This is a genomic window from Streptococcus suis (assembly GCF_029616525.1).
Lineage (GTDB): Bacteria > Bacillota > Bacilli > Lactobacillales > Streptococcaceae > Streptococcus > Streptococcus suis_AF.
Window position 1 is genome coordinate 104872 of sequence record NZ_JANFME010000001.1, and the last position, 21554, is coordinate 126425.

Below are 21554 nucleotides of genomic sequence, written 5' to 3' on the forward strand. Positions count from 1 at the left end.
GTGGTGCTGTTTTCAAGTAAGAACTGCGAGAAATCTACTGCGATAATTAGTAGGATATTTGACTATAATCTGGTATAATGGGAAAAAACATCGTGAGAGTGTAGTATGAAAAAATTGTGGAAAATTATTTATAGTCGGGTTTTTATAGTTCTTGCCCTTTTATTATTGACAGTCTTTGCGATAGTTTGGGTGGTTGGCTCACTAGCAGTCTATGTCCCAGCTATCTTGACGGCATTACAAGTTTTTTCTATTATTGTAGCCATTTCCATCATCAATCGCCCAATGAACGCCAGCTTCAAGTTGACCTGGATTGTCTTTGTTATTGGTATCCCGATTTTTGGAGCATTATTTTACTATATTCTCCAATCCAACATTGAAACCCGTCGCTACCGTAAAACGTTTCAACATCAGGCAAATTTATTGGGGCAGTATGGAAAGACTTCTGACAAGGTGATGAATGGACTGGCAAAAGAAGACAGGGAGCAACTGAAACTGGCCCATTACATGAGCGAGTATGTTGGCTATCCTCTTCATACCAATACTGATGCGGTTTATTTTTCGTCAGGTGAGGCAAAGTTTGAAGCGCTTCTTGAGGAGTTGAAAAAAGCAGAGCAGTACATCTTTATGGAGTACTTCATTGTTGATGAAGGCTTTATGTGGGAGTCTATCTTGGACGTTCTCAAGGAAAAGGCGGCTCAAGGTGTAGAAGTCCGATTTATGTATGACGGAATGAATTCACTCAGCAATCTCCCCTATTTTTACTATAAAAAATTGAGGAGTTTTGGCATACAGACCAGGGTCTTTTCTCAGATTATTCCCGCCCTTTCTACCGTTCAGAACAACCGTGACCACCGTAAAATTGCGGTCATCGACGGCAAGGTGGCATTTACAGGCGGTGTCAACATTGCAGATGAATACATTAACAAGATAGAACGTTTTGGTCACTGGAAAGATGCGGCAATCATGGTCAAGGGCGAGGCTGTTTCCAACTTTACTCTCATGTTTTTGCAGATGTGGAACCACAATGAGAAAAAGCCAACGGATGATTTGAAATACTTGAAAGCGGCGCGTGAGGCGGAAGTGGAAGAAGTGACTGGTCAAGGCTATTTTCTGGCCTACGGTGAAAATCCCTTCGATAATGATGAAGTTGCCAAGCGTGTTTATTTGGATATGATCCAGTCCGCAACAGATTATATCTACATCATGACTCCATATCTAGTCTTGGATGATGAAATGATTGATAACCTGACCTATGCTGCCAAACGTGGTGTGCGGGTTAGGTTACTCTTGCCACATATCTATGACAAGCAATCGGCCTATCTGGCCGCTCGGATGGATTTTAGAACTTATTTAGAGGCTGGCATTGAGATTTATGAATACACGCCAGGCTTTGTCCATTCAAAAGTCGTTCTGGTAGATGATAAGAAGGCAACTGTTGGGACGGTCAATATGGATTTTCGTTCCTTTTATCTCAACTTCGAGTGTGGCTTGTATGTTTATAACCACAAGCAAGTTTTGGCAGATATTTTACAGGATTTCGAAAACTCCTTTGCCCAGTCCGAACGGATTACCCTAGTTGGTTTTGAAAATACCTATCCTTGGTATAAGCGATTAGCTGGTGCCTTGATGAATATTATTTCTCCATTGCTTTAAAAATAATCTTGCATAGTTGGAGCAAGGGTTGATTGATTAAATTCAGTTCTCCCTCTGCTCCATTTTTCTATGAAAATGGTATAATAGAAAGACATCTTGAAGGAGTGAAACACGTGATAAAACCCAATTATGACTGGCAATTACTGACCGGTTTTTCTGATGAACAATTTATCAAAGTCGCTAAAAAAGAAGGATTGGACCCTGTAGCTGCAAAGTTACTCTACGAACGTGGTATTCAGTCGGCAGAAGCTTTGCAAGCTTTTTTACAACCAAGCCTCGAAGACCTCCACGATCCCTATTTGTTACATGATATGGACAAGGCAGTTGAGCGGATCCGTCGGGCCATTGAAGATTATGAACAAATCTTGATTTATGGGGATTATGATGCGGACGGTATGACCTCGGCATCTATTCTGAAAGAAACTCTGGAGGAAATGGGGGCAGAAGTCCAAGTTTATCTTCCCAACCGTTTCACAGATGGTTATGGTCCCAATCAGTCGGTTTATAAGTATTTTATCGAGCAACAGGGGATTTCTCTTATTGTGACGGTGGACAATGGCGTAGCGGGTCATGAAGCGATTGCCTATGCCCAGGAAATGGGTGTCGATGTGATCGTGACAGACCACCATTCCATGCAGGAAACCCTTCCCAATGCCTATGCTATTGTACATCCAGAGCATCCAGAGGGAAATTATCCCTTCAAACATTTGGCAGGCTGCGGTGTAGCCTTCAAATTGGCCTGCGCTCTTCTTGAAACTGTTCATGCAGACTTGCTGGATTTGGTCGCAATTGGCACCATCGCTGATATGGTTAGCTTGACCGATGAGAATCGTGTCATGGTCAAATATGGTCTCTCGCTTCTCAAACAGACTGATCGAGCAGGTTTGCAAGAGTTGATAAAGATAGCTGGTATTGACATAGACAGTATTGATGAAGAAACAGTTGGTTTCCAACTTGCTCCGAGGTTGAATGCCCTTGGTCGACTCGACGATCCTAATCCAGCCATCGAATTACTGACTGGTTTTGATGACGAAGAGGCCCATCAAATTGCCCTCATGATTGACAGTAAAAATGTAGAACGCAAAGACGTCGTCCAAGCAATTTACGATGAAGCAAAGACCATGCTCCGTCAGGATAGACCTGTTCAAGTTCTGGCTAAAGAAGGTTGGAACCCAGGTGTTTTAGGGATTGTAGCAGGACGCCTACTAGAAGAATTGCAGCAACCTGTTATCGTCTTGTCTATTGAAGATGGTAAGGCAAAGGGTTCGGCTCGTTCGGTTGAAGCAGTTGACATTTTCAAGGCTCTTAAAGATCATCAGGACCTATTTATTGCCTTTGGTGGTCATGCTGGTGCAGCAGGTATGACCTTGGAAGTTGACAAACTTGAAGAGCTTGCTCTGACCTTGACAGACTACATTATCGAAAATAAATTGGATTTATCCAGCAAGTCTTCGTTGGTCTTAGATGAAGAATTGGATTTAGAGGAATTGACCCTAGATACTCTAAAATCTTTTGAGAAGCTTGCGCCTTACGGCATGGATAATAAAAAGCCAGTATTCTACATCAGACAATTTCAGGTGGAATCAGCAAGAACCATGGGACAAAACAATGCTCACCTGAAAGTACGAATTACAAAAGGTGCTGCAGGATTTGATGTCGTTGCTTTTGGTAAGGGCAATCTAGCCTTGGAATTTTCACAGGCCAAGGGCTTAGAACTAGCTGTCACCTTGTCTGTCAATCAATGGAATGGCAATACCAGTCTTCAGCTCATGTTGGTTGATGCTCGGGTCAATGGTGTTCAACTTTATAATATTCGTGGAAAACAACATCCTATTCCCGCAGGAGTCCCAATTTTGGACATTGAAAATCCAGTAGCAGATAACAAAGCAATTGTCTTGGCTAACTTGCCTGAGGACCTCAGTAGTCTGCGTAGCTATTTTCAGGAAAGAGAATTTGAAGCCATTTATTTTAAAAACGAAATTGCCAAACCGTACTATCTAGATGGTTATGGTAGCCGAGAACAATTCGCTAAATTGTATAAGACTATTTACCAATTTGATGAGTTTGATGTTCGCTACAAACTGAAAGATTTGGCTGTTTACTTAAAAATTAAGGACAGTCTATTGGTTAAAATGATTCAGATTTTCCAAGAATTAGAATTTGTCACGATTACGGATGGGGTCATGCGGGTCAACAAAGAGGCACAGAAGCGAGAGATTTCAGAAAGTCAAATATATCAAGAATTGAAAGAAACAGTTATCCAACAAGAGCTGATGGCGCTTGGCACCGTTCAGGAAATTTATGAATGGCTATGTGGTCGCGTTTGATGACAGTAGAAGCTCTGGTTGTTGTTGGAGTGATTGGAACGCTTCTCTATACTTATTGGTTTATCAGGCAGAAAAGCCTGTTGAAAAATCTTGAACAGATAACCGAAATAAAGCACGCACTGATTGAATTACGGCGAGTAGGATGGTCAGAAAGAGCCATCAAAAAGGTTTTCCTGAAACAACTGTTGCCTCTAAAACAAGAAGACATCCCAGCATTTGTTCAAAATTTCATAAAAGAAGCTACTATTTTTGCCTCAACTAGCTTTTATCAGTTGATAAGAGTTGACAGTCGCTCTTTAAGCCAAGAGAAAGCGACGGCTTTATTGGAGCAATGTATGAATATGTTAGATTTTCCTGAGGAATTAAGTCACGGGATATTACCTGAACTTTTGCAGAAGATGGATGTGAATTGTCCTCCACACCATCCGTTTTGGCGGTACTTTGCTAAGCTAGTTGATAAGGCTTTTCCAGTTCGGGAATTAGAAGTCAAGCGGTCGTTAAACAGACAGGTCCATCAGCTGCGCTACCTTATTTCCTATCAGCAGGCTTTTTGGGTGCGTCAGCAGTTTGGAAAAGGAAAAACAGATTGGCAGGCTCTGATAGCCTATTTACGTAGCCTACCTCGATGGGCTTACCGCTTACGAGAATCTGCCCGCCTGCACAATAAACAACTGTTCGGCAAGAAAAATCAGAAGACTTTGCCAGTCAATATGAAGATTTTGATTCACTTTCACAGCGAATTTATCCTAAATCAAGATGGACAATTTGCCTTGATTTTAGAAGAACGACCTCATGTCAATGGCGTGGTAAACGGGGCTTCCTTTAATTATGCCAGAGCTAATAATAAGCGTCATAGACAACTTGATATGGCTCCAGTTGGCAGGCAGGATCCCGTTTTTCGGAAAGAATTGCTACGCTCAAAGATGGGAGTCTATTTATCGCCTACTCGCTTTCGTCGCTATCAAAAAGGAAGAAATGAGGTTGGCTGGGAGCAGTCTTACTTTAATCAGCAAGGAAGCTTTTCCTATGGTGGGCATAGCAGGGCAGCTTGTGTGGCGAATTTGAGGAGACGATTTGCTAAAGATATAGGTCTGAAATGTACCAAAAAACAATTTCATGGTATAATGAAGAGTAAAAATTATTTTTAAAAAGAGAGAGACAAATGAACTTAAAAGATTACATCGCAACAATTCCTAACTATCCAAAAGAAGGTATCGAATTCCGTGACATTAGCCCTTTGATGGCAGATGGAAATGCTTATAGCTATGCAGTACGTGAAATCGTTCAGTATGCGACAGATAAGCAAATCGATATGATTGTTGGGCCAGAGGCGCGTGGTTTCATCGTTGGATGTCCAGTTGCCTTTGAATTGGGAATCGGTTTTGCACCAGTTCGTAAGCCAGGTAAGTTACCACGTGAGGTTATCTCAGCTGATTATGAAAAAGAATATGGTGTAGATACATTGACGATGCATGCAGACGCAATCAAACCAGGACAACGTGTCTTGATTGTCGATGACTTGTTGGCGACTGGTGGTACTGTAAAAGCAACGATCGAAATGATTGAAAAGCTTGGCGGTATCGTTGCTGGCTGTGCCTTCTTGATTGAGCTAGATGATTTGAAAGGCCGCGAAGCAATCGGTGATTACGACTACAAGGTTTTGATGCACTATTAATCTAAGGTTATAGCCAAAACTTATAACTGGTCCTATTTTTATTCTAATTGAATTGCATAGCAACCTGTCTTATAATAAATATAAGAAAATTGGGAGGTTGCTTATGCCAATTAAAATTGAAAAATCATTACCAGCAGTTGAAATTTTGAGAAAAGAGAATATTTTTGTGATGGATAGTGACCGAGCCAGTCATCAGGACATTCGTCCTATCAAAATCCTTATTCTCAATCTCATGCCACAGAAGATAGTGACGGAGACTCAGTTGCTCCGTCTTTTGGCTAACACTCCTTTACAGCTAGAGGTTGAATTTCTCTACATGGCTAGTCACGAGTCCAAAAATACACACTCGGACCATTTGAAGCAGTTTTATAAGACTTTTGAGCAGGTCAGGGATAGCTATTTTGATGGGCTCATCGTGACAGGAGCACCAGTTGAAAACTTACCTTTTGAGGAAGTTGATTACTGGCAAGAACTTACTCAAGTTTTTGATTGGTCAAAAACACATGTTTATTCAACATTGCACATTTGTTGGGGTGCACAGGCAGGTTTGTATGCACGCTATGGTGTACCCAAACACAGTATGTCTCGAAAACTATCAGGCGTATATTGTCAAGAAGTGACTAATCCAACTAGCCCTCTTATGCGTGGATTTGACGATGAATTTCGTTCACCACACTCCCGTTATACGGAAGTAAGAGAAGCAGATATTGCCCATCTGAGTGAGTTGACGATTTTATCACAAGGTCCAGAAGTTGGCCTATCCATTTTAGCCAGCAAGGATTTAAGAGAAATTTATAGTTTTGGACATTTAGAGTATGATAGGGATACACTAGCTAAGGAATACCAACGTGATTGTATAGCTGGAAAAAATCCCCATTTACCGGAAAATTATTTCAAAGAAGATGACCCTGCAAGCAAACCATCTCTCTCTTGGAATTTACCAGCAGCACAATTCTTTACCAACTGGGTGAATTATGCTGTCTATCAAGAAACTCCATACGACTGGCATATCTTTGAACAATCAGCCCAGTCAGCTAGTCTTTAAAGAGGAAGTATGAACTATTCACAGCAATTTCGTCAGGGACATTTGGTCCTGCCAGCAGCAATATTATTCCACTATCAAGAGCTTTTTCCGTCGGCAGATGATTTTTTGATTTGGCAGTTTTTCTTATATCAAAATTCTTCAGCTATCGAATCATTAGCGCCTAGTGAGATTGCTCAAGCTACTGGTAAAACAGTTGCTCAGGTCAATCAAGCTATTGAAAATCTCCAAGATGCTGGACTCTTAGAATTTAAGACAATCAGTATTGCTGGTGAAATTGAAATGATATTCGATGCACTTCCTGCTTTTGAAAAATTGGATGTTCTGTTAACTCCAAAACAGGCAGTTGAGATTGTGCAACCAGAGAATGATTTGAAGACCTTGGTGGGTGATTTTGAACGTGAATTGGGCCGCTTTTTATCGCCGTTTGAAATCGAAGATTTGCAGAAGACTATTGAGGATGACAAAACTTCGATTGATTTGGTTCGTGCAGCCTTGAAAGAAGCTGTTTTTAACAACAAAACAAATTGGAAATACATCCAAGCCATTCTACGAAACTGGCGCCGTGAGGGAATTACTACAGTTGCGCAAGTAGAAGCGAAAAATGCAGAAAGAGAAATTCAGACTCCTAAGAATGTGACTGTTTCAAGTGACTTTCTTGATGCAATGGATCTCTGGAAAGATTGATATGGAAACAAAATTATCTAAAAGGCTGGAAACAGTCGCAAGTTTTGTCCCACAAGGGGCACGTCTAGTTGATGTAGGGAGTGACCATGCTTATCTCCCTCTTTTTTTGGTAGAGCAGGGGCGTATTGATTTTGCCATTGCGGGGGAAGTCGTTCAAGGTCCCTATCAGTCAGCGCTCCAGAATGTAGAGCAGGCGGGACAAACAGAAAAAATCCTAGTCCGTTTGGCAAATGGCTTAGGTGCATTTGAGACGTCTGACCAGATGACTGCCGTGACCATAGCAGGTATGGGGGGACGCTTGATTGCGGAAATCTTAGAAGCAGGAAAAGAAAAGCTTGCGACCATTGAACGTTTGATACTCCAGCCAAATAATCGTGAAGATGACGTGCGTCGATGGTTGGAAAAAAATGGTTTTAGATTGGTTGCTGAAAAGATTCTGGAAGAAAATGGCAAGTTATATGAAGTCCTCGTTGCAGAATCAGGACAGATGAGATTGTCAGAAGTTGAACATCGTTTTGGTCCATATCTACTAGAGGAGGCCTCACCAGTTTTCGTCAAAAAGTGGAGAAGAGAACTTGAAAAATTAAGTTCTGCTTTGGAACAAGTTCCATCTGAACGCCAAGGTGACCGCTTTGCCATTTCCCAAAAGATCCAACAAATTCAGGAGGTAGTCCATGTTAGCTAGTCAGGTTATTGAGCGCTATCAAGCCTTTTGTCCCCCTTCTTTGGCTATGGAAGGCGATGTCAAAGGGCAGCAAATCGGTACCCTTAATAAAGAGATTCAACGTGTTATGGTGGCTCTGGATATTCGTGAGACAACAGTGGCAGAGGCGATTGATAAAAAGGTGGATTTGATTATCGTCAAGCATGCTCCGATTTTTCGTCCAATAAAGGATTTGGTGGCTGACAATCCGCAAACTAAAATGTATCTTGATTTGATTAAGCATGATATTGCAGTCTATGTTAGTCATACAGATATTGATGTGGTTGAGGGTGGTCTCAACGACTGGTTCTGTGAACTATTAGAAATTCAAGATACTACCTACTTGATTGAAACTGCCGAGGGGCAGGGGCTTGGCCGTGTGGGGACAATAGCAGAGCAGACCTTGGAAGAATTGGCTTTGAAAGTCAAATCTGTCTTTGGTCTAGATGCTGTCCGTCTAGTGACCTATGGGCACCAAGCCAAGCAGTATGTCAGCCGTGTAGCCATCTGTGGAGGCAGTGGTGGGTCTTACTACCATGCGGCTCTGGCCAAGGGAGCAGATGTTTACATCACAGGCGATATTTACTACCATACTGGGCAGGACATGCTGACTCAGGGCTTGCTGGCTATTGATCCAGGCCATCATATCGAAGCCTTGTTTATCAAGAAAATTGCTGAATTGTTGGAAACATGGAAGGCAAAAGAAGGTTGGGATGTCGAAATTCTACCTTCAACTGTTTCAACCAATCCGTTTAGACATTTGTGATAAATTAATCAGCATTTGATTGTGGAAAGACCAAGACGACATTTAATGTAGTTTTAAGTCTTTTATTTTCTAGATATTTCTTATTTATTTAAGTGAAAAAGCTTGAATTTTATAATAAATTAGGATATCTTAATTTATAGGATATGCAAGATTAAACAGAATAGGATGTTAGTTATGACTTGGTTTACTAATCAGTCTGTAGTTCTACAGGCTTTGCTAGGTGGTTTATTCACATGGTTTTGTACGATTGTGGGGTCTGCCGTTGTATTTTTCTTTAAGACAGTTAGTCGTCGTTTGCTAGATACCATGCTAGGCTTTGCAGCTGGTGTTATGATTGCAGCTTCTTTTTGGTCTTTATTAGCCCCATCGATTGAGTATGCTGAAAGTTCATACGGTAATCTGGCTTGGATACCAGCGGCAGTAGGTTTTGCAGCAGGTGGTATTTTTTTACGCTTGGTAGATGCCTGGGTTCCGCATTTGCATTTGGGAAATGATAAAGATAAGGCAGAAGGCGGTGGTGAGAAGGATAGAAAAAATCTATCCAAAACAGCCCTGCTCTTCTTAGCTATTACAATTCACAATATTCCTGAAGGCTTGGCGGTCGGTGTGACATTTGGTGCACTTGCTTCTAACTATAGTCCAGCAGCTTTTATCGGCGCAATCGGTCTTGCTATTGGGATTGGTATACAAAATATTCCTGAAGGGGCAGCCTTGGCTATTCCAATTCGTACAGACGGCGCATCTAGGTGGAAAGCTTTTTACTGGGGATCAATGTCAGCAATTGTCGAGCCGATTGCAGCAGTCATCGGGGCTTTTGCGGTCACCTTTATGACACCTATTTTACCTTATGCCCTCTCCTTTGCGGCAGGAGCCATGATTTTTGTCGTCGTAGAAGAGCTCATTCCAGAATCGCAGACAAACGGCAATACGGATATTGCAACTCTGGGCTTAATGGCTGGTTTTATCATCATGATGATTTTGGATGTTGCTCTAGGATAATTTGTTAAAGTCTGTCGTCACAGGCTTTTTTCTTATGACAATATCTTTAAAAATATGGTATAATGAACTGATATTAATTTAGGGAAGGTACTCTTATATGAAAGGTATTATTCTAGCTGGTGGGTCAGGTACACGCTTGTATCCTTTAACGCGCGCAGCTTCAAAACAGTTGATGCCAATTTACGATAAACCAATGATTTATTATCCATTGTCAACATTGATGTTGGCTGGGATTAAAGAAATCTTGATTATTTCTACTCCTCAGGATCTACCACGTTTTAAGGACATGCTTGGTGATGGTTCTGAATTGGGAATTTCTCTCTCTTATGCTGAACAACCAAGTCCAGATGGTTTGGCGCAAGCCTTTATTATCGGTGAAGAATTTATCGGTGATGACAATGTAGCATTGATCCTTGGTGATAACATCTACCACGGCAATGGATTGACCAAGATGTTGCAACGTGCTGCTAGCAAAGAAAAGGGAGCGACTGTCTTTGGGTATCAAGTAAAAGATCCAGAACGTTTTGGTGTTGTTGAGTTTGATGCAGATATGAATGCCATCTCTATCGAAGAAAAACCTGAAGAGCCAAAATCAAATTTTGCTGTGACTGGTCTTTATTTCTATGACAATGATGTTGTGGAGATTGCGAAAAACATTAAGCCATCTCCTCGTGGTGAGTTGGAAATCACTGATGTAAACAAGGCTTACTTAGATCGAGGTGATTTATCAGTTGAATTGATGGGACGTGGTTTTGCATGGTTGGACACTGGTACACATGAGAGTCTCTTGGAAGCGGCCCAGTACATCGAAACGGTTCAACGTTTGCAAAACGTTCAAGTGGCTAACTTGGAAGAAATTGCTTACCGCATGGGCTACATTACAAAAGAACAAGTGCATGAATTGGCACAGCCACTTAAGAAAAATGAATACGGACAATACTTGCTCCGTTTGATTGGAGAGGCCTAATGACAGAAAATTTTTTCGGTAAAACACTAGCAGCTCGCCCAGTTGAAGCTATTCCAGGAATGTTAGAATTTGACATTCCTGTTCATGGCGACAACCGTGGCTGGTTTAAGGAGAACTTCCAAAAGGAAAAAATGTTGCCTCTCGGCTTTCCTGAAAGCTTCTTTGCAGAAGGAAAATTGCAGAATAATGTTTCCTTCTCTCGTAAAAACGTTCTTCGTGGTCTTCACGCAGAGCCTTGGGATAAATACATTTCAGTAGCAGACGGCGGTAAGGTTTTGGGAACTTGGGTCGATCTACGTGAAGGCGAAACCTTCGGTAATACCTACCAAACCGTTATCGATGCTTCAAAAGGTATCTTCGTTCCGCGCGGAGTAGCGAATGGTTTCCAAGTCTTGTCAGATTTCGTGGCTTACAGCTACTTGGTTAACGACTACTGGGCTTTGGAACTCAAGCCTAAGTATGCTTTCGTCAACTACGCTGACCCTAGCCTCGATATCCAGTGGGAAAACCTAGAAGAAGCAGAAGTTTCAGAAGCAGATAAAAATCACCCACTCCTCAAAGACGTCAAGCCTTTGAGAAAAGAGGACCTCTAATGTTTCAAGCCTTTTTGGAAATAGCAGAGCAGTTAAACAAGTTAGGAATCACTCCCTTGTTAATGGGCTCAGTTGGTTTGGAAAGGCGTACAGGGAGGGACTGGCAGGCAGGAGATTTAGATATTCATGTTCCAAGTGATCCGCGTGGCTGGGAAGCCCCAGATGACGAACGGATTTATCAGGCGGACTCCTTGATTTCTATGATGAATCAGCTAGGTTATGTCCTGGTTGACCGTCATGAACATGAATTCCATAAAGACAGCTTATCTGTTGAATTTGGAGGCCTACATTCACTGCCTGAATTTGCTTGTGTAGAGCTAGAAGATTTGGAAGAACTAGAAACAGCAGGTGTTCGCTATTACCTACCGACACTTGAACAATACCTGAAAATCTATCAAGCCTCTTCCAAAGATTCCTACCGTGCAGAAAATAACAATCAAAAAGACTTTGCCAAGATTGCTTACTTGAAGGAAATCTTGAGGTAAAAAAAGCGAGCGAAGCGAGCAGTTCTGCGTGTCATCGCCGTAGTGAGAAGCTCCTTTGCTTTGCTAAGGAGCGGGGGAAACCATGAGACCTTAGGCTCATGGTTTAGTAATGAAACACCTTGGTGGTTGCTTACGATCCCACTACCTAAGATGACACACAAAAAAGAAAAAACTTTTCGGAGAAAAAAATGTCTCAATTTAAAAATATTATCGTAACTGGTGGAGCTGGTTTTATCGGTTCCAACTTCGTACACTATGTATACAACAACCATCCAGAAGTCCACGTGACTGTTTTGGATAAATTAACATATGCAGGAAACAAGGCGAACTTGGAAGCTATTCTTGGTGACCGTGTTGAGCTTGTTGTTGGCGACATTGCAGATGCTGAATTAGTTGACAAATTGGCTGCTAAGGCAGATGCCATTGTTCACTATGCGGCAGAAAGCCACAACGACAACTCTCTCAACGATCCAAGCCCATTTATCCATACCAACTTTATTGGTACCTATACTCTTCTTGAAGCGGCTCGTAAATACGATATCCGTTTCCACCATGTATCGACCGACGAAGTATACGGTGACCTTCCTTTGCGTGAAGATTTGCCAGGTCATGGCGAAGGTCCAGGCGAGAAATTTACTGCGGAAACCAACTACAACCCATCATCACCTTACTCATCAACCAAGGCTGCTTCAGACTTGATTGTTAAAGCATGGGTGCGTTCGTTTGGTGTTAAAGCAACGATTTCAAACTGTTCAAACAACTACGGTCCTTACCAACACATCGAGAAATTTATCCCACGCCAAATCACCAACATCTTGGCAGGTATTAAGCCAAAACTTTACGGTGAAGGGAAAAACGTCCGTGACTGGATTCATACCAACGACCACTCGACTGGTGTTTGGGCAATTTTGACAAAAGGCCGTATGGGTGAAACTTACCTAATCGGTGCTGACGGTGAGAAGAACAACAAAGAAGTGCTTGAATTGATTCTTGAAAAAATGGGTCAACCAAAAGATGCTTACGACCACGTGACTGACCGTGCAGGACACGATTTGCGCTATGCTATTGACGCAAGCAAACTTCGTGATGAGCTAGGATGGACACCACAATTCACAGACTTTTCTCAAGGTTTGGAAGAAACTATCCAGTGGTATACAGATAACCAAGACTGGTGGAAGGCTGAAAAAGAAGCTGTTGAAGCCAATTATGCTAAGACACAGGAAGTTATTAAATAAGACAATTGAAGGCTGGGGCTTTGGCCCAAGCCTTTCTTGAAACGAGGAGCAAACATGATTTTAATTACAGGTGCAAATGGTCAGTTGGGTACAGAATTGCGTTATCTCTTGGATGAGCGTGGCGTTGAGTATGTGGCCGCTGACGTAGCAGAAATGGATATCACGGATGCAGACAAGGTAGATGCCTTCTTTGCAGAAGTTAAGCCAAGCGTTGTCTACCACTGTGCAGCCTACACAGCGGTTGATATGGCAGAAGATGAAGGCAAGGAGCTCAACTACAAGATCAACGTAACAGGTTCTGAGAATGTTGCTAAAGCGGCAGCTAAATACGGTGTAACACTCGTTTACATCTCTACAGACTATGTCTTCAATGGTGATTTGCCAGTCGGTCAAGAGTGGCAAGTAGATGACCAACCAGATCCTCAATCAGAATATGGTCGTACCAAGCGCTTGGGTGAGGAAGCAGTTGAGAAATTTGCTGACAAATTCTACACTGTTCGTACAGCTTGGGTCTTTGGTAACTACGGTAAAAACTTTGTTTTCACCATGCAAAATCTTGCGGAAACTCGCGATACTTTGACGGTTGTCAATGACCAACACGGTCGTCCAACTTGGACCCGTACCCTTGCGGAATTCATGGTACACTTGGTGGACACCAAGCAAGCATTTGGTTACTACCATTTGTCAAATGATGCGACAGAGGATACAACTTGGTTTGACTTCGCGACGGAAATCCTCAAGGATACTAATACCAAGGTATTGCCAGTAGATTCTAGTCAATTCCCAGCCAAAGCCAAACGTCCATTTAACTCAACCATGAGCTTGGACAAGGCAAAAGCCACAGGCTTTGTCATCCCGACCTGGCAAGAGGCTTTGGAAGCATTTTACAAACAAGAAAAGAAATAATCTACAGGAGATGTGTATGAAAAAGAAAGCGATTGTTAAGCCGTTGTTGACGTCAGCAATCCTTCTGGCTTTACTAGGAGGTGCTACATTACCGTCCGGAGCTGTTTCAGTTGTAGCAGCAGAGACAAGTCAAAGTACGACCTATCATTTAACTGATGATGAAAAAGTTGCCGTACGTGAATATATTCAAGCTAAAATGACTATTGATATGCAAGAATATAGTTTGGCGTTTCTTGAGGGAATGATGGAAGAAATGGCTTCGGGTAGTGCTGAAGCTGCATGGGATGAAGAAATTGCAGACTTGAAGGCAAACTTAACAGCAGAGCAAGTTGTTGTTTTAGATGAACTCGAAGCAAATTTAATTGGTAGCATAGCCCAACATTACCATTACTTATTTGAGACACATACAGTCGCTGGAAAAAGCGGAAGAGAAGAAGCAGCGGCTATAGTTTCTAAGTACGAGTCTGAAGATGATGCAAGTACTCCTGAAGCCGAATTGGCTGCATTGAAATACGCTAGAGAAGTTATCGTTGAACTACTGAATAAAGAGTCGGCAGCGATTGATAATTATATTGCTTATGCAGAAGCAACTGGACAAGAATTAGCTGGATTATTGGAAAGTGGAAACTCTAATTTAGAAACTATTACATCTGCAACTATAGGATATGGTCAAGCTCTTGCAACTGCTTCGCAACCAAAATTTCCATATGACTTTTCAGAAATAGACCGACAGATTGCAGAACTAACTGCTAGTCTACAATCAAAAGTCGAGGATAAAAGTACAGCTAATATTGAAAATACTGGGGCACAAACAAGTCAAAGCGCTACAAATGGCTCAAATGATTTGCAAGATGTTCCAGGTCAAGGGGATGGTCAGATTTCTGATGTAGCTACAGGAAAAGGCAGTATTTCCGAAGCAGGTCAGAAAAAGGTTATACCAAATGATAAAGCTAAAGTATTACCAAAAACTTCAGGGAAATCTGGTCTTCCATTAACTGTACTAGGGCTCGTAACAATTTTTGCTGGTTGGTTATTGACAAAGAAGCAAGAAGAAAAATAGAAGATTAGTGTAATTGCATCTATTTTGAGAAATATAGTTGTTTTTACATGTGAAATATATAAAGGAGATATTTGTGAAAAAAAGAACGTTGTTATTTCTTTCTTTGTGTGCATCAGCGTTGAATGCTCAGCTTGTTCAAGCGGATATGGTAAATGCCCCATCTAGTCAAGTTTCTTCATCTCAGGTTGCTGAAACTGGCGGGCAACTATCTGTCGTTGATGAGGCTGGTCAGATTAAAGCTATTCTATCGAACATTCAAGGGGAAATTATTGGTGTTACAGCCCAGTTTAGCTCTGAAACAAATAGCGGCATTACTGTCACCTTCTCAATGGATGAGCAGGGTAGATACGTAGCGGTTTTGGATCGGTCTGCATTTGCGGAGGAAGACCAAGTCTTTTCGCTGAAGTTAACAGCACAATTAACAGATGGAAGTTTTCAGACCTTATCAGATTATAGTTTCGAGTGGAAGAAGGATGTCGTAAGCGCGGCTGAGAAGCCTACTACTTTGGATAATAGTGATGCAACTCCGTCTAAAATTGAGGTGGAAGCAACTTCGACTACTACAAGCTCAACGGTTAATTCTAGTTTGACAGCAGGTGCAACAAGTAGTACCTCGAATTCGCTGACAAGAAGTTCTTCAAATACGATTGCAGGAAGTTCGAATGGCTCTACAAGTGTTCCAAGTGCTCGAGTCAGTACTGCTTCCAGTTCGGTCAATGTTACACAACCTACAGGCACCATCACAATTGAAAATCGTAACGATGCCCAAGGTACCTTCGATGTTCGCATCACTAATGTTTCATCACCGAAAGATATAGCAAGTGTTATCTTACCCACTTGGTCACAGTCAGACGATTTACGCTGGTATGAAGCAAAGCGTCAAGCAGACGGAAGTTATAAATTAACTGTCAATAAGAAAGATCATAAATACCGCACAGGTACCTACACGGTTCACTTATATTATAAGGACTCAAGTGGTGGCCTAACAGGTGCAGGTGGAACAACGACTCATTTATCAGAAGTGAAGCCAACAGGTACCATTACAATTGAAAATCGTAACGATGCCCAAGGTACTTTCGATGTTCGTGTTACTAATGTTTCATCGCCGAAAGATATAGCAAGTGTTATTTTACCCACTTGGTCACAGACGGATGATTTACGTTGGTATGAAGCCACTCGTCAGTCAGATGGCAGTTATAAGTTAACTGTTAATAAGAAGGACCATAAGTACCGTACAGGTACCTACACGGTTCATTTATATTATAAGGATTCAAATGGTGGTTTGACAGGTGCAGGTGGAACAACGACTCATTTATCAGAAGTGAAGCCAACAGGCACCATCACAATTGAAAATCGTAACGATGCCCAAGGTACCTTCGATGTTCGCATCACTAATGTTTCATCACCGAAAGATATAGCAAGTGTTATTTTACCCACTTGGTCACAGACGGATGACTTACGTTGGTATGAAGCCACTCGTCAATCAGATGGCAGTTATAAGTTGACTGTTAATAAGAAGGACCATAAGTATCGCACAGGTACCTACACGGTTCATCTATATTATAAGGATTCAAATGGTGGTTTGACAGGTGCAGGTGGTACAACAACTCATTTATCAGAAGTGAAGCCAACAGGTACCATCACAATTGAAAATCGTAACGATGCCCAAGGTACTTTCGATGTTCGTGTTACTAATGTTTCATCGCCGAAAGATATAGCAAGTGTTATTTTGCCAACTTGGTCACAGACGGATGATTTACGTTGGTATGAAGCAACGCGTCAAGCAGACGGAAGTTATAAATTAACTGTCAATAAGAAAGATCATAAATACCGCACAGGTACCTACACGGTTCATCTATATTACAAGGATTCAAATGGTGGTTTGACAGGTGCAGGTGGTACAACAACTCATTTATCAGAAGTGAAGCCAACAGGTGCCATCACAATTGAAAATCGTAACGATGCCCAAGGTACCTTTGATGTTCGTGTTACTAATGTTTCATCGCCGAAAGATATAGCAAGTGTTCTCTTACCTACCTGGTCTCAGTCAGACGATATACGTTGGTATGAAGCAAAGCGTCAAGCAGATGGCAGTTATAAGTTAACTGTTAATAAGAAAGACCATAAGTATCGTACAGGTACCTACACGGTTCACTTATATTATAAGGACTCAAGTGGTGGCCTAACAGGTGCAGGTGGAACAACGACTCATTTATCAGAAGTGAAGCCAACAGGTACCATCACAATTGAAAATCGTAACGATGCTCAAGGTACCTTCGATGTTCGTGTTACTAATGTTTCATCGCCGAAAGATATAGCAAGTGTTCTCTTACCTACCTGGTCCCAGTCAGACGATATACGTTGGTATGAAGCTACTCGTCAATCAGACGGTAGTTATAAGTTAACTGTTAATAAGAAGGACCATAAGTATCGTACAGGTACCTACACGGTTCACTTATATTATAAGGACTCAAGTGGTGGCCTAACAGGTGCTGGCGGTACAACGACTCATTTATCAACCCCGTCGGTACAGCGCTCCTACACAGTCTATATTGACCCAGGACATGGAGGGCGAGACTCAGGAGCTTCTTATGGAGGCGTACATGAAAAAAATCTTGCTTTGTCTGTTTCAAATAAGTTGCGTGAAAATCTCTTGAAATATGGAATCAATGTTTTGATGACCCGTACAGGTGATTATGATGTAGACTTCAAAACAGAGAGGTCACGAATGACGAATGCAAGCAACGCAGACTTATTTATTAGTATCCATTTTAATGCGACGGGTGCAGGAGTTTCGAATGCAACTGGTATCGAAACATATTGGTATCAATACGATCCGGAATACCAACCTAAAATTAATAAAGAAATGCATAATAACCCTACTCGTTTAGCTGAAAGTGAGATTTTAGCTAACAAGGTTCAGGAGAGTTTAATTAAGGAAACAGGTGCAGTTAACCGTGGCGTAAGAAGAGAAACTTTTGCAGTCCTTCGCGAGACAGCAATTCCTGCTATTCTAGTGGAGCTAGGATTTATGGATAATCCTTCGGAGTTACAAGTTATCAAACAAGATTCTTATCACACTCGCCTTGCGAAAGCATTGGCACAAGGTGTGATGAACTGGTATGGTGCTGTTGAGGGAAAGTAGGAACTGCAGGTACAGGTATTGAAACAGGAAAACTTTCTAATGATCAGAAAAGTTTCATAGCTAATCTAGTGCCTGCAATTGAGCAAAATTCAAAAGTGAATTCTGTCCTTTCGAGCGTCATGTTATCTCAAGCCATCCTAGAAAGTGCATGGGGAACGTCATACTTGGCGACTCATGGGAATAATCTTTTTGGCATCAAAGCGGATGCTGCATGGACGGGGGATACAATTGAAATCATTACCAATGAATACCGTGATGGTGAGAAGAAGCAAGAAAAGCACTTGTTTAGAAAATATAATTCATGGAATGAAAGTGTAGCAGACTATGCTAAGTTCTTTACCTCTACTCCGTGGAGAATAAAAAATTACCAGAGTTTTAGGGAGGCAACTGATTATCAACAAGCGATTCTTGCGTTAAGACAATCTGGATATGCTACTGATCCGAAATATGGTGAAAAATTACGATCAATTATCGAGAATTACAAGCTTTATCTTTTAGATAATTAAGTTTTTTGGATGATTGATGATAAAATAGCCTTGCTCAAAAACGAGCAAGGCTATTTTTATCACTCATATAGATCTGTTAGAGGTCGTTTATCAACGGCACTATTGTATTCTAGTTGTAAGTAGGTTTGGTAAAGTGATAGGCTTGATATGTCTTCAATTTGTTGGCCGCTATTATCGATGTTTCCCCAACTAGTAATGATAGGTGCTTCGATTTGCATATCGCTCAAAAATTGTTGGTAAGGTGATCGAGGAAGGGCATAGTCGGATTCGGATAAAATATCCATCAAATATGGAACGAGATAGTTTGGGCTAATAGTTGTAGATTCACGTTCCTTAATATCAAAATTAGACCAAATCACAAAAGGGGTAGAATATTTAGCAGCAGGATTATTTTCATCCATAAACTGCGCGTAAAATTCTTGACTCAAACTAGGTTGGTGATCGCCGTACATGACGATGACCGTAGGCTCTTTGTAAGTGCTAAAGAAAGTAATTAAATCAGCAAATGCTTCGTCCGTCTTCTTCATGCTAGTCAAAAATTCTGTTTCAGCTAAGTATTCAGATGTTGAACCATTAATGCTGACTTCACGAGGGTAAATTTCTTCCGTACTTGGATAGCCTCCATGTCCTTGCATGGTAACAACAAAGCTAAATAGAGGCTGGTCTCCTTTTTGGGTATAAAGTTCTTTTATTCCGTTGAACAAGAATTGATCAGATGGCCAGCCACGATCGATTGTTAGTGGTGCTAAGCTACTAATAGCAGGTTCCGAATCTAAAAAATAAGATTTATTAAATCCTAGTAGAGGATATACTGCATGACGGTTGTAATTATTTCCAGATTGAGGATGTAGAGCCACGGTCTCATAATTTTTATCTTTTAGATAGGATGTAAAACTTGGTCGTTCTTGTGTGATAATCTGTTGATATGGAAATAAATTAGAAGATAGTAAACTGATTGGGTTACTTGTCAGAACTTCATACTCTGTATTAGCTGTTCCGCCTCCAAATACAGAAACGTTTAATGTACCGTGAACAGCATTATCTGTTAAAGCATGTTGGTTTGAGAGTGGGTCAGGCTCCATATTTAATCCCTGTAAGTTTGAAAAATCACTCTGTGATTCATTCTGTATAAAGATAATATTAGGCCGGATTGTTTGTTTTTCTGTTTCAGGAGAGTACTTCTCAAGAACTTCATTAAGTTTGGGAACTGAGTATCCGTCAGGCTTAGTTATTTTACTATCTTCATAGAAAGAGGCGAGCGAGAGTGGCAGCCCAAATTGACCGTAGGTCACGTACATTCTCCAGTAGTTCAATGATATATTTGCATTAGAGACGATAGTTTTATTAATCATTGGAACGATTGTTATTAAAGTTATATATCCTAGTAAGATTCTGCTGAAACGTTTCGGCCATTTGAAATCATAACTAGAATAGAACGTTCTAGAAGGTAGAAGTTTTGGTAAATATAATTTAGGGATAAAGAAAAAGAAGGTCAATAAAATATAAGAAAATACCATGCTTTGTAGCATCCGATTGTTGATATTAATCGCTACGCTAGAAGCTACATTTAATCCATCTGTGATTTGAAAAAGATTATAAAATAATAGAGGAGCACCACGGCTGTCAATCAAAAGTTGGTTACTTATACCAATAAATACTGAAGCGGACAGAATTAATAGGCTGGCAAATCGTAGGTTAGTTGTAAAGACCAGTATTAGGTAGAGGACTCCGATAATGATTAGATTGTTCCAAAGACTGTTTGGGGAAAGAGTAGAGAATTGTGAGTAGCTATTTTCAATAATAAATAATGAAAAAATGGGAACTAGAAGATAAATCACTGATAGGCTAATCGTTTTGAAGGCTTTAGAGATATGACCTCGGAGTTGTTTGTATCCTAAAAGACCAAAAAATATCAGGAAAGTTAGTGCAACTAATAGCTGTTGGGTTTCCATTTTATTAAAACTGGAATTAAACAGTACTAGTTCGTTGCGATATAAACGTGGGAATGTAAAAGTAGTGAATATATATTGAGTGATTAATAATATTGTTAAGATGCTGATATGTCTTCTCTTGATTCTCCATGTTGATCCATTTAAGATAAAGCATGATAGGCCTAAAGCAAGGACTATTAAGTGGAGATACCAAAATTGATTATCTTTAGTTATCCCTAAAGTATAGGGAAGTTCAATAAAGGCTAAATTTTTATATTTATCTCCAGTTGATGTGTCAACGGATTCAACCAATTGTCCACCAACTTTAATTTTTACAATAGTCGGATTTTCACTAACAAAGTATTCAAATGATAAGGTTCTTACAGAAGAGGAAGATTTAATTATGAGTGAATTTTCCTCACCTAGAGAAGAGAAATTAGGGATTAAATCAGCATCATTGATTCCCCATTGGTTTTCTATAATTTCTGATGAATGAATATAGCGTCCATTTATTTGGATGCTGTCGATTACTTGGTTTGGTTGTTCTGCGATTATTTCTATAGTTCCATCATTTTTTGTAGAACCTAATTCGTTTTGAATGAGATGTGCATAGAGAAAAAAACTTCCAATCAATCCGATGGAGATTAGTATGTGAATAAGCTGTTTGATTAATTTCATATTTATTAACAATTCTAAGTTTTATATTTTTATGTAAAAGCCAGTACATATTATATCAAATTTTTCTTATTAACTCAAAATTTGTTTTTACCTATACTGTGGAGTTAGAAGTGTAGAAAAAGAAAAGGCTTTATAGCCAAACTAGGATAGAATTAGGAAAAAAAACTAAAAAATGGTATAATGAAAAGAACTGCAA

General features: G+C 40.6%; 18 protein-coding genes. 17 read left to right on the forward strand and 1 reads right to left on the reverse strand.

What is annotated here, in order from left to right:
• Positions 1–105: 105 nt before the first annotated feature.
• From cls to NOL38_RS00600, 17 genes are all read left to right on the forward strand, one after another.
• Positions 106–1653 (forward strand): cardiolipin synthase, encoded by a 1548-nt coding sequence (gene cls, locus NOL38_RS00520; RefSeq protein ID WP_277941087.1) that lies wholly within the window; start codon positions 106–108, stop codon positions 1651–1653.
• Positions 1654–1766: 113 nt separating this feature from the next.
• A complete protein-coding gene (gene recJ, locus NOL38_RS00525) occupies positions 1767–3980 on the forward strand; it encodes a single-stranded-DNA-specific exonuclease RecJ (protein WP_277941088.1) in 2214 nt (737 codons plus the stop codon).
• The gene (locus tag NOL38_RS00530; RefSeq protein WP_277941089.1) at positions 3959–5128 is read left to right on the forward strand and encodes a DUF3114 domain-containing protein; all 1170 of its coding nucleotides are present in this window, start codon (positions 3959–3961) and stop codon (positions 5126–5128) included. Before recJ ends, NOL38_RS00530 begins: the two co-directional genes overlap by 22 nt.
• Positions 5129–5142: 14 nt before the next feature.
• Positions 5143–5655, forward strand: coding sequence for an adenine phosphoribosyltransferase (locus NOL38_RS00535; protein ID WP_002937136.1), 513 nt, complete (start codon positions 5143–5145; stop codon positions 5653–5655).
• A 103-nt stretch (positions 5656–5758) separates the two neighbouring features.
• Positions 5759–6700: a homoserine O-acetyltransferase MetA gene (gene metA / locus NOL38_RS00540; RefSeq protein WP_277941090.1), complete on the forward strand. Its 942-nt coding sequence runs from the start codon at positions 5759–5761 to the stop codon at positions 6698–6700.
• A 9-nt stretch (positions 6701–6709) separates the two neighbouring features.
• A complete protein-coding gene (locus tag NOL38_RS00545) occupies positions 6710–7384 on the forward strand; it encodes a DnaD domain-containing protein (RefSeq protein ID WP_002937132.1) in 675 nt (224 codons plus the stop codon).
• A 1-nt stretch (position 7385) separates the two neighbouring features.
• Positions 7386–8069, forward strand: a complete 684-nt coding sequence (locus NOL38_RS00550; RefSeq protein WP_024385623.1) for a tRNA (adenine(22)-N(1))-methyltransferase — start codon at positions 7386–7388, stop codon at positions 8067–8069.
• Complete coding sequence (locus NOL38_RS00555) at positions 8059–8853, forward strand: Nif3-like dinuclear metal center hexameric protein (protein ID WP_277941091.1); 795 nt, start codon at positions 8059–8061, stop codon at positions 8851–8853. Before NOL38_RS00550 ends, NOL38_RS00555 begins: the two co-directional genes overlap by 11 nt.
• 174 nt (positions 8854–9027) lie before the next feature.
• The gene (locus tag NOL38_RS00560; protein ID WP_014637722.1) at positions 9028–9852 is read left to right on the forward strand and encodes a ZIP family metal transporter; all 825 of its coding nucleotides are present in this window, start codon (positions 9028–9030) and stop codon (positions 9850–9852) included.
• 97 nt (positions 9853–9949) lie between these two features.
• Entirely contained in the window at positions 9950–10819 is an 870-nt protein-coding gene (gene rfbA / locus NOL38_RS00565; protein WP_024384788.1) for a glucose-1-phosphate thymidylyltransferase RfbA, read from the forward strand.
• The gene (locus NOL38_RS00570; RefSeq protein WP_002937119.1) at positions 10819–11412 is read left to right on the forward strand and encodes a dTDP-4-dehydrorhamnose 3,5-epimerase family protein; all 594 of its coding nucleotides are present in this window, start codon (positions 10819–10821) and stop codon (positions 11410–11412) included. The genes rfbA and NOL38_RS00570 overlap by 1 nt, the downstream gene beginning before the upstream one ends.
• A complete protein-coding gene (locus tag NOL38_RS00575) occupies positions 11412–11897 on the forward strand; it encodes a hypothetical protein (protein WP_029171197.1) in 486 nt (161 codons plus the stop codon). Before NOL38_RS00570 ends, NOL38_RS00575 begins: the two co-directional genes overlap by 1 nt.
• Positions 11898–12085: 188 nt before the next feature.
• On the forward strand, positions 12086–13132 hold the full coding sequence (gene rfbB, locus NOL38_RS00580; protein WP_105256003.1) for a dTDP-glucose 4,6-dehydratase: 1047 nt from the start codon (positions 12086–12088) through the stop codon (positions 13130–13132).
• Between the two features lie 54 nt (positions 13133–13186).
• Positions 13187–14038, forward strand: a complete 852-nt coding sequence (gene rfbD / locus NOL38_RS00585) for a dTDP-4-dehydrorhamnose reductase (protein ID WP_105256004.1) — start codon at positions 13187–13189, stop codon at positions 14036–14038.
• Positions 14039–14054: 16 nt separating this feature from the next.
• Positions 14055–15098 carry an LPXTG cell wall anchor domain-containing protein gene (locus tag NOL38_RS00590; protein WP_105256005.1) on the forward strand — a complete coding sequence of 348 codons (1044 nt, stop codon included), beginning with the start codon at positions 14055–14057 and terminating at the stop codon, positions 15096–15098.
• Between the two features lie 37 nt (positions 15099–15135).
• Positions 15136–18243: an N-acetylmuramoyl-L-alanine amidase gene (locus NOL38_RS00595; protein WP_425244224.1), complete on the forward strand. Its 3108-nt coding sequence runs from the start codon at positions 15136–15138 to the stop codon at positions 18241–18243.
• Positions 18244–18311: 68 nt separating this feature from the next.
• Entirely contained in the window at positions 18312–18749 is a 438-nt protein-coding gene (locus NOL38_RS00600) for a glycoside hydrolase family 73 protein (protein ID WP_228475263.1), read from the forward strand.
• A gap of 59 nt (positions 18750–18808) precedes the next feature.
• On the opposite strand, the gene NOL38_RS00605 is transcribed toward NOL38_RS00600, so the two are convergent.
• Positions 18809–21358, reverse strand: a complete 2550-nt coding sequence (locus NOL38_RS00605; protein ID WP_024401401.1) for an LTA synthase family protein — start codon at positions 21356–21358, stop codon at positions 18809–18811.
• Positions 21359–21554 lie beyond the last annotated feature (196 nt).

Bases quoted from the DNA above. Each gene is read 5' to 3' on its own strand.
- cls (WP_277941087.1), top strand. From the start codon at position 106: ATGAAAAAATTGTGGAAAATTATTTATAGTCGGGTTTTTATAGTTCTT.
- NOL38_RS00530 (WP_277941089.1), top strand. From the start codon at position 3,959: ATGGCTATGTGGTCGCGTTTGATGACAGTAGAAGCTCTGGTTGTTGTT.
- NOL38_RS00535 (WP_002937136.1), top strand. From the start codon at position 5,143: ATGAACTTAAAAGATTACATCGCAACAATTCCTAACTATCCAAAAGAA.
- metA (WP_277941090.1), top strand. From the start codon at position 5,759: ATGCCAATTAAAATTGAAAAATCATTACCAGCAGTTGAAATTTTGAGA.
- NOL38_RS00545 (WP_002937132.1), top strand. From the start codon at position 6,710: ATGAACTATTCACAGCAATTTCGTCAGGGACATTTGGTCCTGCCAGCA.
- NOL38_RS00550 (WP_024385623.1), top strand. From the start codon at position 7,386: ATGGAAACAAAATTATCTAAAAGGCTGGAAACAGTCGCAAGTTTTGTC.
- NOL38_RS00555 (WP_277941091.1), top strand. From the start codon at position 8,059: ATGTTAGCTAGTCAGGTTATTGAGCGCTATCAAGCCTTTTGTCCCCCT.
- NOL38_RS00560 (WP_014637722.1), top strand. From the start codon at position 9,028: ATGACTTGGTTTACTAATCAGTCTGTAGTTCTACAGGCTTTGCTAGGT.
- rfbA (WP_024384788.1), top strand. From the start codon at position 9,950: ATGAAAGGTATTATTCTAGCTGGTGGGTCAGGTACACGCTTGTATCCT.
- NOL38_RS00570 (WP_002937119.1), top strand. From the start codon at position 10,819: ATGACAGAAAATTTTTTCGGTAAAACACTAGCAGCTCGCCCAGTTGAA.
- NOL38_RS00575 (WP_029171197.1), top strand. From the start codon at position 11,412: ATGTTTCAAGCCTTTTTGGAAATAGCAGAGCAGTTAAACAAGTTAGGA.
- rfbB (WP_105256003.1), top strand. From the start codon at position 12,086: ATGTCTCAATTTAAAAATATTATCGTAACTGGTGGAGCTGGTTTTATC.
- rfbD (WP_105256004.1), top strand. From the start codon at position 13,187: ATGATTTTAATTACAGGTGCAAATGGTCAGTTGGGTACAGAATTGCGT.
- NOL38_RS00590 (WP_105256005.1), top strand. From the start codon at position 14,055: ATGAAAAAGAAAGCGATTGTTAAGCCGTTGTTGACGTCAGCAATCCTT.
- NOL38_RS00605 (WP_024401401.1), bottom strand. From the start codon at position 21,358: ATGAAATTAATCAAACAGCTTATTCACATACTAATCTCCATCGGATTG.